The organism is Angustibacter speluncae (genome assembly GCF_054777815.1).
Genome location: NZ_BAAHAF010000018.1, coordinates 34,516 through 46,955, shown reverse-complemented (window position 1 = coordinate 46,955; position 12,440 = coordinate 34,516). Strand labels below are relative to the sequence as shown.

Here is a 12,440-nt window from a genome sequence, read left to right as displayed (position 1 = left end):
AGCACCACCTGCGGCCCAACTCGAAGCGGAAGAGGGCGATCAGCGCCGTGTCCACCTCCCAGTCCCCCCAGCACGCCTCGCACGGATCCCCGGGCGCAGCCGGACCGGGGGCCTCGGCCTTCGGCCCGAACGAGTGGCTGGTCGAGGAGATGTACCAGCAGTACCTGACCGACAAGGAGTCGGTCGACCGCGCCTGGTGGGAGTTCTTCGCCGACTACACGCCCGCCGAGGACGGCCAGGCCGCCGGCAACGGGACCTCTGACGCGACGGCCGGTGACGCGAAGGGCGCCGACGGCGCCGCAGCCGCGAAGGCGTCCGGCGACACGGAGCCCCCCGCCGCGAAGGCCCCGGCCCAGCCGACGCCCGACTCCTCCGCTGCCAAGGCCGAGGGCGCCACCCCCGCCGCGCAGGTGCCCGACGAGGTGCCGTCCTCCGACGCCGCGGCGTCCGCGCCCTCCCCCTCGCGGCCCGCGCCCGCGGGTGCGCCGACCCCCGAGGCCGGTGCCGCGAGCCGCTCCACGGCCGTCCCCGCCGCCGGCCCCGACGCCGCGCAGTCCGTCACCGCCTTCGACAAGCCCGCCGGGGCCGGCGCCCCCCGCGCCCGCGACATCCCGCCGGTGAAGGCGCCCGCCCGCGACGACTCCGCGCCGGCCAAGGCCGAGCCGGTGCGCCTCAAGGGCCCGGCAGCCCGCGTGGTCACGAACATGGAGGCGAGCCTGGCGGTGCCCACCGCCACGTCGGTGCGCGCCGTCCCGGCCAAGCTGCTGGTCGACAACCGCATCGTCATCAACTCCAACCTCGCGCGCGCCCGCGGCGGCAAGGTGTCGTTCACCCACCTCATCGGTTTCGCGATCGTCGAGGCGCTCGCGCACATGCCCGAGATGAACTACGGCTACGCCGAGGTCGACGGCAAGCCGGCCGTGCTGAGGTCGACCGAGGTCAACCTGGGCATCGCCATCGACCTCGCCAAGGACGACGGCACCCGCCAGCTGCTGGTGCCGTCGATCAAGGGCGCGCAGGCGATGGACTTCGCCCAGTTCTGGGCCGCCTACGAGGACGTCGTGCGCCGGGCGCGCGGCGGCAAGCTCACCGTCGAGGACTTCCAGGGCACCACGATCTCGCTGACCAACCCGGGCACGATCGGCACCGTCCACTCGGTGCCGCGCCTGATGGCCGGCCAGGGCACGATCATCGGCGTCGGCGCGATGGAGTACCCCGCCGAGTACGCGGGCGCGTCCGAGGAGACGCTGGCCCGCATCGCGGTCAGCAAGGTCATGACGCTGACCTCGACCTACGACCACCGCATCATCCAGGGCGCCCAGTCCGGCGACTTCCTGCGCGTGGTGCACGCGAAGCTGCTCGGCGAGGACGGCTTCTACGACCGCATCTTCCGCTCGCTGCGCATCCCGTACGAGCCGGTCCGCTGGGTGGTCGACAAGTCCTTCTCCGACGAGGACGAGGTCAACAAGACCGCCCGCGTCATCGAGCTGATCCACGCCTACCGCGTGCGCGGCCACCTGATGGCCGACACCGACCCGCTCGAGTACCGCCAGCGCCGCCACCCCGACCTCGACGTGCAGACCCACGGCCTGTCGCTGTGGGACCTCGACCGCGAGTTCCCCACCGGCGGCTTCGGCGGCAAGCCCGTGATGAAGCTGCGGCACATCCTCGGGGTGCTGCGCGACTCCTACTGCCGCACCACCGGCATCGAGTACATGCACATCCAGGACCCCGACCAGCGCCGCTGGATCCAGGACCGGGTGGAGCGCAAGTACGCCAAGCCCTCGCGCGACGAGCAGCTGCGCATCCTCGGCCGGCTGAACGCGGCCGAGGCCTTCGAGACCTTCCTGCAGACCAAGTACGTGGGTCAGAAGCGGTTCAGCCTCGAGGGCGGCGAGTCGGTCATCCCGCTGCTCGACGCGCTGCTGTCGGCCGCCGCCGAGGCCGACCTCGACGAGGTCTGCATCGGCATGCCGCACCGCGGCCGGCTCAACGTGCTGGCGAACATCGCCGGCAAGTCGTACGGCCAGATCTTCCGCGAGTTCGAGGGCACCCAGGACCCCCGGTCGGTGCAGGGCTCCGGCGACGTGAAGTACCACCTGGGCACCGAGGGCCAGTTCACCGCCGAGTCGGGCGCGTCGACCAAGGTCTACCTCGCGGCCAACCCGTCGCACCTCGAGGCGGTCAACCCGGTGCTCGAGGGCGTCGTGCGCGCCAAGCAGGACCGGCTGAACAAGGCCGGCGAGTCGTTCCCGGTGCTGCCGGTGCTCATGCACGGCGACGCCGCGTTCGCCGGCCAGGGCGTGGTCGCCGAGACCCTCAACCTGTCGCAGCTGCGCGGGTACCGCACCGGCGGCACCGTGCACGTGGTGGTGAACAACCAGGTCGGCTTCACGACCTCGCCCACCTCGAGCCGCTCGTCGTTCTACTGCACCGACGTCGGCAAGATGATCCAGGCGCCGATCTTCCACGTGAACGGCGACGACCCCGAGGCCTGCGCCCGGGTCGCCAAGCTGGCGTTCGAGTTCCGGCAGGAGTTCGACAAGGACGTCGTCATCGACATGGTCTGCTACCGCCGTCGCGGTCACAACGAGGGCGACGACCCGTCGATGACCCAGCCGCTCATGTACTCCCTCATCGAGGGCAAGCGGTCGGTGCGCAAGATCTACACCGAGTCGCTCATCGGCCGCGGCGACATCACCGTCGAGGAGGCCGAGGCGGCGCTCAAGGACTACCAGCAGCAGCTCGAGCGGGTGTTCGCCGAGACCCGCGAGACGGCGTCCGCCCCCGACCCGCGCCAGGCGGACGGGTCCGACGCGCCCGGCGGCCTGGAGCAGCCGACGGCCCAGCAGGAGGACGACGCCACCGCCAAGCCGCAGCGCGAGACCGCCGTCTCGCCCGAGGTGCTGAAGCGCATCGGCGACGCGTACGTCTCGCCGCCGTCCTCGTTCACGGTGCACCCCAAGCTGCGCCAGCTGCTCGAGAAGCGCTCGCAGATGTCGCGCGAGGGCGGCGTCGACTGGGGCTTCGGCGAGCTGCTCGCCTACGGCTCGCTGCTGCTCGAGGGCACCCCCGTCCGGCTCGCCGGGCAGGACTCGCGGCGCGGCACGTTCGTGCAGCGCCACGCCGTGCTCACCGACCGGTCGAGCGGCGAGGAGTGGACGCCGCTGCTGTACCTGTCGAACGACCAGGCGCGGTTCTGGGTCTACGACTCGCTGCTGTCGGAGTTCGCGGCGATGGGCTTCGAGTACGGCTACTCCGTCGAGCGTCCCGACGCGCTCGTGCTGTGGGAGGCGCAGTTCGGCGACTTCGCCAACGGCGCGCAGACCATCGTCGACGAGTTCATCTCCTCCTCCGAGCAGAAGTGGGGCCAGAACTCGTCGGTGACGCTGCTGCTCCCCCACGGCTACGAGGGCCAGGGGCCCGACCACTCGTCCGCCCGCATCGAGCGGTACCTGGCGATGTGCGCCGAGGACAACATGACCGTCGCGATGCCGTCGACGCCCGCGTCGTACTTCCACCTGCTGCGGCGCCAGGCGTACGGCCGGCCGCGCCGCCCGCTCGTGGTGTTCACGCCGAAGTCGATGCTGCGGCTGAAGGCCGCCACGTCGGACGTCGAGGACTTCACCACCGGCGGGTTCCGCCCGGTCGTCGGCGAGCAGTTCGCCGACGCCGAGCAGGCCAGGGGCGTCGACCGCGTGCTCGCCTGCTCGGGCAAGGTCTACTGGGACCTCGTCGCCCACCGGGTGAAGTCCGGCGACACCCGCACCGCGATCGTGCGCGCCGAGCAGATGTACCCGCTCGACGCCGACGCGTGGGGCGAGGCGCTCGCGCCGTTCGGCGACGCCGAGCTGGTGTGGGTGCAGGAGGAGCCGGCGAACCAGGGCGGCTGGCCGTTCATGGCGCTGGCGCTGCCCGAGCTGCTCGGCCGTCCGGTGCGGCACGTGTCGCGCAAGGCGTCCGCGTCGCCCGCGACCGGGTCGTCGAAGAAGCACGCCGTCGAGCAGCAGGCGCTGGTCGAGCAGGCGTTCGCCCGCTGACGGACGCGATCCTCCGGAGCACTGGCGTGTACTTCACCGACCGCGGCATCGAGGAGCTCGAGCACCGGCGCGGCGACGAGCAGGTGAGCCTGTCGTGGGTGGCCGAGCAGCTGCGCGCCTTCGTCGACGTCCACCCCGAGTTCGAGACGCCGGTCGAGCGGCTGGCCACCTGGCTCGCGCGCCTCGACGACGACGACGAGAACGACTGGTAGACAACTGGGTATGACCGACGAGACCACCCCCGGCGGCCTGCGGGTCTGCGTGGTCGGCGACGACCTCGTGGCCGGCGTGGGCGACGCCAAGGCGCTCGGCTGGACCGGCCGCGTCGCGGCGCGCAGCACCCCCGTCCCCCCGGGCGGTCTCACCGTCTTCCCGCTCGGCGTGCCCGGGGAGGGCACGGCCGGCCTGCTCGACCGCTGGCTGACCGAGACCTCGCGCCGCTTCGACGACTCGTGCGACAACCGGCTCGTCGTCGGCCTGGGGTCGGCCGACCTCGACCTCGGCACCAGCACGGCCCGCAGCCGGCTCAACCTGGCGAACGTCCTCGACGACGCGATGTCGCGCTCGATCGCCACCTTCGTCGTCGGCCCGGTGCCGGGTCTGGACGCGGCGCGCAACGACCGCGTCGCCGACCTGTCCGCCGCGTTCGGCGACGTGTGCGACCGGCGCGGCGTGACCTACGTCGACTGCTACGGACCGCTCAGCACCCAGAACGACTGGTTCGCCGACCTCGCCGCCGGCGACGGCGTGCACCCGAACCAGGCGGGTCACGGGCTCGTCGCCTGGCTGGTGCTGCACGGCGGCTGGAAGGCCTGGCTGGGCCTGCCCGAGGCCTGACCGGGCGCAGCCCCGTCAGCCGGGCGGCCGGACGTTCCCCGCGTCGGCGACGACGACCCCCGCCATCGCCAGCGCGGTCAGCAGCACGACCCCTCCCGCGACCCACCCGGCGACCGCGAGCGCGCGCCCCGTCGTGAGCCGCGCCGGGAGCGCGAACGCGACCACGAGGGCGGCGACGAATCCCACGACCCAGCCGACCGCCGCGACGCCCACCATCCAGAAGCCGGTGCCGATGCCGCAGCCGACCTGCTCCCCGCACGTGACCGCACCGCCGTCCAGCAGGGCGTCGAGCAGCGCGCCGATCCCGTAGAACACCAGCACCGAGCCCAGTCCGACGCCGCCGAGGACGATCGCCGCCGCAGCCACACGTGCACCGGCGCCCAGCCCGGGCGGACGGGCGGGCCGGCCGACCGGTCCGGGCGGTGGTCCGGGTGGCGGCGCGAGCGGCTGCTGCATGACCCCATCCTGGGCCCTGCGCCGATCCGGTGGGCGCCGCCGTCCCCAGCCGCCGGAACGCACTCGCGATATATCTTGACCGTCGGCAACTCGCGATATAACGTGATCGCCACAGACGCGATACATCGCGAGAAGGAGGAGCCATGGCAGAGCACTGGAGCATCGACGGTCCCAAGGTCGTCGAGGTGGGCGGGCCGGACGAGCCGCCGCGCGAGCTGGTCGTCCGCACGCTGGCGGGCCGGGTCGACGTGGTCGCCCACGACGACCTCGACTCGATCACCGTCGAGGTGTCGTCGGTGCGCGGCCGGCCGATCGACGTCGACTGGGACGGCGCGACCCTGCGGCTCGAGCACCCGAAGATGCAGTGGGAGTCCTGGCTCGACGGCCTGTTCTCCGGCGGCCTCAAGGGCCTGAAGGACCTCGGTCGCTCGATGGACTCGGTCGAGATCAGCATCGCCGTCCCCCGCTCGGTCACCGTGACCCTCGGCACCGTCTCCGCCGACGGCCTGGTGAGCGGCACGCACGCCCCGGCGCGGGTGAAGACCGTGTCGGGCACCGTGGTCGTCGACGGCGTCACGGGGCACCTCGACGCCCGCACCGTCTCGGGCGAGATCGACGTGCGCAACCAGCGCGGCCCGCTCACCGGGCAGAGCGTCTCCGGCTCGCTCACCGTGCACGCCGCCGAGCTCGGCGACCTGCGGGCGACCAGCGTGTCCGGCTCGCTCAGCGTCGACCTGGAGCGGGCCCCGGCGACCCTGTTCGCCAAGTCGGTGTCGGGCGACGTCGTCGTCCGCATCCCGCACGGGTCCGGCTACGAGCTGAGCGCCAAGTCGGTGTCCGGGCGCGTCACGGCCGGCCACGAGGAGGTCGCCCGGCGTCCCGGCAAGGTCGAGGGCGTCCTGCGGGGCACCGGCGAGGGCCGGGTCGAGATCACCGCCACCACCGTGTCCGGCGACGTCACCGTCCTGCACGCCCACCCCGCGCAGCCGCGCGAGGAGGCGACCCAGCCGGTCCCGTCGACCGACAGCACCCAGCCGCTCGGCGGCTCGGACCTCGGGAAGCACCTGTGAGCCCGGTCTTCGGGCACGGTCAGCTGCGGCTCTACCTGCTCGGTCTGCTCGACGAGGCGCCTCGCCACGGCTACGAGGTCATCCGCGCCCTCGAGGAGCGCTTCGACGGCATGTACTCCCCCAGCGCCGGCACCGTGTACCCGCGGCTCGCCCGGCTCGAGGAGGAGGGCCTGGTCGAGCGCGAGGACGAGGGCCGCAAGGCCGTGTACCGCATCACCGACGCGGGGCGCGCCGAGGTGCGTTCGCGCACGACCGACCTCGACGACCTCGACGCCGAGATCACGGCGTCGGTGCGGCGGATGGCCGCCGAGGTGCGCGAGGACGTCCGGGCCTCCAGCAGGTCGCTGCGCGACGAGCTGCGCTCGGCGGCCAAGCAGGCCCGCTCGAGCAGCCGTCCCGTCGGGTCGGGCTCGGGCTCGGGGTCCGACGACTGGACCGCGCAGTGGTCCGGCGCCGGCCGCAAGGCGTCCGAGGGGCTCGGCCGTGCCGAGTCGGCCGTCCAGCAGCTGCGGTCGGAGGTGCGCTCCCTGGCCCGCCGGCACGGCGTCACCGACACGCAGGCCGACGAGGTCGAGGCCGCCCTCACCGACGCCGTCCGCACCATCCGCGAGGTGCTCGCCAACCGCGACAAGCCCTCGTCCTGAACGACTCCCGTCACGACATCCGCAACGGCACCCGCCACGACACCCGAAGGAGAACGACGATGTTCCTCGACGACCGCATGATGGCCCACCAGCACCGCGACGACCTCACCACCGCCGCCTCGACCCGCCTGGTCCGCGCCCTGCGCGGGTCGGCGCGAGCCCGGCGCCGGCACCTCGCCGCCGACCGGGGGCACCTCCCGCTTGCGGGGGACCACCTGCAGCGCGCGATCGTCGCCCGCTGACCGGCCGTCAGATCGCGGCATCGCGGACGTCGGTGCCGTCCTCCGCGAACGTCTTGAAGTCGCGCAGGTGCGCCAGCGACTGCTTCCGGAAGGTCCCGCGCATCAGCGGTGCCAGCACCCGCATGACCAGGTGGTCGAACCGGAACTCGTTCTCGCTCACCCACAGCGTGGTGCCGGGCCGGGCCTCGGTGAGGCGCTCCCGGGCGGCGTTCCACATCCCGTCGGCGACGATCTCGCGCTCGAACCGCACCACCGTGCCGGCCGTCACCGTGTCGAGGTCGGTGGGCTCGCGACGGGTGATGGTCTCGGTGGCCTCCATCGTCTGCTTGCCGGACCGCAGCGCGACGCGGGAGACGGTGCCGACGTGGCCGTCCTCGCCGCTGACCGGCTCGTGCCGCACCAGGCCGCGCAGCCAGGAGGCGCGGGTGGCGGGGTCGGCGAGCAGCCGCGCGACCTCGCCCAGCGGCCGGTCGACCTCGATCGTGGTCGTGTACCTCACGCGTCGTCCCCGCTCACCCGCGGGTGAGGACGACCTTGCCGAACAGGTCGCCCGCCGCCATCGCCGCGAAGCCCTCGCGGGCGTCCTCGAGCGGGATGGTCCGCTCGATCACCGGTCGCACGCCGGTGCTGCGGCACAGCCGCACCAACCGGTCGAGCTCGGCGCGGGTGCCCATGGTCGAGCCGACCACGTTGAGCTGCAGGAAGAACACCCGGCTCAGGTCGGCCGACGGGTCGGGGCCGGACGTGGCCCCTGACACCACCACGGTGCCGCCGGGACGCAAGGACTTCAGGCTGTGCGACCAGGTGGCCTTTCCCACGGTCTCGAGCACGGCGTCGACCCGCTCGGGCAGGCGGGCGCCGGACTCGAACGCCTGGTCTGCGCCGAGCTCGACCGCCTTGGCGCGCTTGGCCTCGTCGCGACTGGTGGCCCAGACCCGCAGTCCCGCAGCGCGTCCGAGCGCGATCGCCGCGGTGGCGACGCCACCGCCCGCGCCCTGCACCAGCACCGTGTCACCGGGCGACACGGCGGCCTTGGTGAACAGCATCCGGTAGGCCGTCAGCCACGCCGTCGGCAGGCACGCGGCCTCCTCGAAGGTGAGCTCGGCCGGCTTGGGCACCAGGTTGCGCCGCGGCACGACCACCTGCTCGGCGAACGTGCCCTGGTGCACCTCCGACAGCAGCGACCGCTTCGGGTCCTCGGTCTCGTCGCCGACCCAGTCGGGCGAGGAGACCACCGCGTGCACGACCACCTCGTTGCCGTCGTCGTCGACGCCCGCTGCGTCGCAGCCGAGGATCATCGGCAACCGGTCGGCCGGCAGGCCCACGCCGCGCAGGCTCCACAGGTCGTGGTGGTTCAGGCTCGCGGCCCGCACGTGCACCCGCGCCCAGCCGTCGGGCACCTCGGGCTCGGGACGCTCCCCCACCTCCAGACCGCTCAGCGGGTCGTCGGCGGACTGGCGGGCGGCGTGGACGGCGAGCACCGTCCCACCCTAGGTGCGCGCGCCTGCCGGCGTCCTCCCAGGACGTCCGGCCACCGGGCGCCGCCCGCGGCGGTTAGCCTGCGGACATGACCGACCCGGCCGCCCCCGCGCTGCTCCTCGGCCCGCTGCTGCGTTACGTCGACACCCACCGCGCGACCATCTGGGTCGAGACCGACCGGCCGTGCGAGGTGCGCGTCCGCGTGCCGGGTGTCGAGGACCGCACCGAGCGCACCTGGACGGTGCACGGCCACCACTTCGCCCTGGTGTGCCTCGACGACCTGTCGGAGGGGTCGGAGCACGAGTACGAGGTGCTCCTCGACGACGCCGCGGTGTGGCCGGAGCCGGGCGGCACCTTCCCGCCGAGCGTCATCCGCACCTTCCGGCACGACGAGTCGTTCCGGCTGTCGTTCGGGTCGTGCCGCCGATCGGCGCCGATGGACCCCGAGCACCTGAAGGAGGTCGGCGCCGACGCGCTGGTGGCGCTGGCGAACCGGATGATGGCCAGCGCGCACGAGCGGTGGCCGGACGCGCTGTACCTCGCGGGTGACCAGGTCTACGCCGACATCCCGTCGCCCCAGCAGCGGCAGCGGCTGCTGTCGCAGCACGGGGTCGACGACGAGGACGACCTCGACCCGGAGGACCCGATGACCGAGGTCGCGGCCGAGATCCAGAACTTCGAGGAGTACACCTGGCTCTACCACGACTCGTGGATGGAGCCGACGGTCCGCTGGTTGCTGTCGACCGTCCCGACCGCGATGATCCTCGACGACCACGACCTGCGCGACGACTGGAACACCTCGCAGGAGTGGCGCGACCGGGTGACCCGCACGCCGTGGTGGCGCGAGCGCGTCGTCGGCGCCTTCGGGTCGTACTGGGTCTACCAGCACCTCGGCAACCTCTCGCCCGACGAGCTCGCGCAGGACCGGCTCTACGCGATGGTGCGCGAGACGACCGACGACGACGAGCGCACCCGCCTGCTCGACGAGTTCGCCTGGGACGCCGACGCGAACCCCGACAGCGCCCGGTGGAGCTTCACCCGCGACTTCGCCAGCGGCGAGCACCAGATCCGCCTCGTGGTCATCGACTCGCGCTGCTCGCGGGTGCTCGACCCCGAGCGACGCGCGATGGTCGACGACGTCGAGTGGGACTGGTTCAGCAAGCAGGTGCTGCCCGACGACGGCACCAGGCTCGACCACCTGATGATCGGCTCGACGCTGCCGGTGCTGCTGCTGCCGGGCATCCACCACCTCGAGGGCTGGGACGAGGCGCTCGCGCGCGGCCGCTGGGGCCGGCTGGGGCAGCGGTTCGCCGAGTGGCTGCGCCAGACCGTCGACCTCGAGCACTGGTCGGCGTTCCGCACCAGCTTCCACCGGCTGATGGACCTGATCGCCCGCGTCGGCCGGCAGGACACCCCGCCGCGCAGCGTCATCCTGCTCAGCGGCGACGTGCACTGCTCCTACACGGCGAACGCCCGGCTCGACGGGGTCGACCCGGCGCGCACGGGCTTCCACCAGCTGGTGATGTCGCCGTTCCGCAACCCGCTCGAGCCGCCGATCCGGATCGCGAACCACCTGCTGAACATGCTGCCGGTGCGCACCCTGCTGCACTGGCTCGCCCGCCGCGCCGGCGTCGAGGACGCCGCGGTCGACTGGGAGGTCGACCACGGCATGTGGTTCGACAACGGCGTCATGACCGTGGTCTTCCACGGCGGCCGCGCAGCCGTCGAGGTCGACCACGCCCACGTGCGCGGCGGCGAGCAGGTGCTGCAGCGCACCCACAGCCAGGTGCTCACGCCCGGCGGCTGACCCCGTCCTCGTCGGCCGCGCGCGCGACCGCTGCGGCGACCGCGGGGACGACGGCCGGGTCGAACACCGACGGCACCACCTCGTCCGCCGTCGGGTCGGTGACGCACGCTGCGATCGCCTGCGCCGCAGTGATCTTCATGCCCTCGGTGACGCGGGACGCGCGCACGTCGAGCGCGCCGCGGAAGATGCCCGGGAACGCCAGCACGTTGTTGATCTGGTTCGGGAAGTCGCTGCGGCCGGTAGCGACCACGGCGGCGTGCCGGGCGGCGACGTCCGGGTGCACCTCGGGGTCGGGGTTGGCCATCGCGAACACCATCGCGTCGTCGGCCATCGACGCGACGACCTCCTCCGGCACGTGCCCGCCGGAGACGCCGACGAACACGTCGGCGCCGGCCATCGCGTCCGCGAGGGTGCCGCGCAGCCCGCGCGGGTTGGTCGTCGCCGCGAGACGCCGCTTGTGGTCGGGCAGGTCGCGCGACGGCTCCACGATCCCGCGCGAGTCGCACACCACGACGTCGCGGACACCGGACCGCCGCAGGATCGCCGCGATGGCGACGCCCGCGGCACCCGCGCCGCTGACGACCACGCGGACGCCGGCCAGCGGCTTGCCCACCACGCGGCACCCGTTCAGCAGGGCCGCGAGCGTGACGACCGCCGTCCCGTGCTGGTCGTCGTGGAAGACCGGCAGGTCGAGCCGCTCCTGCAGACGGCGCTCGACCTCGAAGCAGCGCGGCGCGCTGATGTCCTCGAGGTTGATGCCGCCGAACGTCGGTGCCATGGCTGCCACGATCTCGACCAGCTGGTCGACGTCGGTGGTGGCCAGGCAGAGCGGGACGGCGTCGATGTTGGCGAAGTGCTTGAACAGCAACGCCTTGCCCTCCATCACCGGCATCGCGGCCTCGGGCCCGACGTCGCCGAGACCGAGGACGGCGGTGCCGTCGGAGACGACGGCGACGGTGTGCGCGCGACCGGTGTAGGTGTCGACGAGCGAGCGGTCGGCGGCGATCGCCCGCGAGACGTCGGCGACGCCGGGCGTGTACGCGATCGACAGGTCGCGCCGGTCGCGCAGCGGGCGCGTCGGCACCACCTCGAGCTTGCCGCCGACGTGCGCGGCCAGCACGGGGTCGTCGAGATCGGGGTGGGCGCGGGCGGACGGGCGCACGGGCTGTGCGGACACGGGCTGTGCGGACACGGGCTGTGCGGACACGGGCTGTGCGGACATGGCAGGAACCCCAGGTGGACGAACGGATCTCGGGCGGTGCACGGCGGGCGCGGGCGGAGACTGCCACTGCGCTCCTGCGGCCGGGGTCGGGGCCGCGGGTCGTCGTCGTGCGACGGGGGTCACCCGCCTCGTCGACCACCCTGCCAGAGGCGCGCCCGGATGGCACGGATCGCGAGCGGGATGTGACGTGGGCGACGTCAGCCGAGCGGCGTCGGCGGCGGGGCGAGGCGCCCGGGCCGCGGCCAGAGCCGCACCAGTGCGACGGCGAGCAGGCCGTCGACGGGCACCGGGCCCGCCGACCACGAGTCGGTGCCCTCGCGGGGGTTGTCGCGCTCGACCCACCAGCCGTCGTCGTCGCGGCGCAGCAACCGCTTCACCGCGACCGGGTGGACGCCGTCGCGCCAGTCGACGACGACGACCTGGCCGGGGCGGGCGGCGGCCGCCGCCCGCGCGAGCAGCAGGTCGCCGTCGGTGAGCGTCGGCAGCATCGAGCGACCCTGCACCCGGAGCAGGCGCGGCCCCCACCTGCGGACCCGCCGCCGGAACCCCTGCTGCGACCCGCTCGCAGCAGGACCCTCGGCGTGCGGCTCGTGCGTCACGGCGAGTAGTGTCGCAAGCACCCCCGCAACCAGTTTCGTGGCCC

General features: G+C 73.4%; 12 protein-coding genes. 7 read left to right on the top strand and 5 right to left on the bottom strand.

Going from position 1 to position 12,440, the window contains the following annotated elements; all coding sequences use genetic code 11:
- The first annotated feature begins 47 nt into the window (after nt 1-47).
- From ACYVKY_RS02075 to ACYVKY_RS02065, 3 genes are read left to right on the top strand one after another with little or no spacing between them, the layout of a single operon-like run.
- The gene (locus ACYVKY_RS02075) at nt 48-4,040 is read left to right on the top strand and encodes a multifunctional oxoglutarate decarboxylase/oxoglutarate dehydrogenase thiamine pyrophosphate-binding subunit/dihydrolipoyllysine-residue succinyltransferase subunit (RefSeq protein WP_460433327.1); all 3,993 of its coding nucleotides are present in this window, start codon (nt 48-50) and stop codon (nt 4,038-4,040) included.
- Between the two features lie 26 nt (nt 4,041-4,066).
- Nucleotides 4,067-4,252, top strand: coding sequence for a DUF6104 family protein (locus tag ACYVKY_RS02070; protein WP_460433326.1), 186 nt, complete (start codon nt 4,067-4,069; stop codon nt 4,250-4,252).
- A gap of 10 nt (nt 4,253-4,262) precedes the next feature.
- Complete coding sequence (locus ACYVKY_RS02065; RefSeq protein WP_460433325.1) at nt 4,263-4,877, top strand: SGNH/GDSL hydrolase family protein; 615 nt, start codon at nt 4,263-4,265, stop codon at nt 4,875-4,877.
- 15 nt (nt 4,878-4,892) lie between these two features.
- Here ACYVKY_RS02065 and ACYVKY_RS02060 read toward each other — a convergent pair whose 3' ends face one another.
- Nucleotides 4,893-5,333, bottom strand: a complete 441-nt coding sequence (locus ACYVKY_RS02060; RefSeq protein WP_460433324.1) for a hypothetical protein — start codon at nt 5,331-5,333, stop codon at nt 4,893-4,895.
- Nucleotides 5,334-5,476: 143 nt separating this feature from the next.
- Between ACYVKY_RS02060 and ACYVKY_RS02055 the strand changes: the two genes are divergently transcribed.
- The 3 genes from ACYVKY_RS02055 to ACYVKY_RS02045 are packed head-to-tail and all read left to right on the top strand — an operon-like array spanning nt 5,477 to nt 7,289.
- Nucleotides 5,477-6,403 (top strand): DUF4097 family beta strand repeat-containing protein, encoded by a 927-nt coding sequence (locus tag ACYVKY_RS02055; protein WP_460433323.1) that lies wholly within the window; start codon nt 5,477-5,479, stop codon nt 6,401-6,403.
- On the top strand, nt 6,400-7,047 hold the full coding sequence (locus tag ACYVKY_RS02050; protein ID WP_460433322.1) for a helix-turn-helix transcriptional regulator: 648 nt from the start codon (nt 6,400-6,402) through the stop codon (nt 7,045-7,047). The genes ACYVKY_RS02055 and ACYVKY_RS02050 overlap by 4 nt, the downstream gene beginning before the upstream one ends.
- Nucleotides 7,048-7,106: 59 nt before the next feature.
- A complete protein-coding gene (locus tag ACYVKY_RS02045; protein WP_460433321.1) occupies nt 7,107-7,289 on the top strand; it encodes a hypothetical protein in 183 nt (60 codons plus the stop codon).
- 7 nt (nt 7,290-7,296) lie between these two features.
- Here ACYVKY_RS02045 and ACYVKY_RS02040 read toward each other — a convergent pair whose 3' ends face one another.
- Nucleotides 7,297-7,788 carry an SRPBCC family protein gene (locus ACYVKY_RS02040; protein WP_460433320.1) on the bottom strand — a complete coding sequence of 164 codons (492 nt, stop codon included), beginning with the start codon at nt 7,786-7,788 and terminating at the stop codon, nt 7,297-7,299.
- Between the two features lie 13 nt (nt 7,789-7,801).
- Nucleotides 7,802-8,770: an MDR/zinc-dependent alcohol dehydrogenase-like family protein gene (locus ACYVKY_RS02035; protein ID WP_460433319.1), complete on the bottom strand. Its 969-nt coding sequence runs from the start codon at nt 8,768-8,770 to the stop codon at nt 7,802-7,804.
- 86 nt (nt 8,771-8,856) lie between these two features.
- Between ACYVKY_RS02035 and ACYVKY_RS02030 the strand changes: the two genes are divergently transcribed.
- Nucleotides 8,857-10,575 carry a metallophosphoesterase family protein gene (locus ACYVKY_RS02030; RefSeq protein ID WP_460433318.1) on the top strand — a complete coding sequence of 573 codons (1,719 nt, stop codon included), beginning with the start codon at nt 8,857-8,859 and terminating at the stop codon, nt 10,573-10,575.
- On the opposite strand, the gene ACYVKY_RS02025 is transcribed toward ACYVKY_RS02030, so the two are convergent.
- A complete protein-coding gene (locus ACYVKY_RS02025; protein ID WP_460433317.1) occupies nt 10,559-11,797 on the bottom strand; it encodes an NAD(P)-dependent malic enzyme in 1,239 nt (412 codons plus the stop codon). The genes ACYVKY_RS02030 and ACYVKY_RS02025 overlap by 17 nt on opposite strands.
- Nucleotides 11,798-11,994: 197 nt before the next feature.
- Nucleotides 11,995-12,396, bottom strand: coding sequence for a S24 family peptidase (locus ACYVKY_RS02020; RefSeq protein ID WP_460433316.1), 402 nt, complete (start codon nt 12,394-12,396; stop codon nt 11,995-11,997).
- Nucleotides 12,397-12,440: the final 44 nt, after the last annotated feature.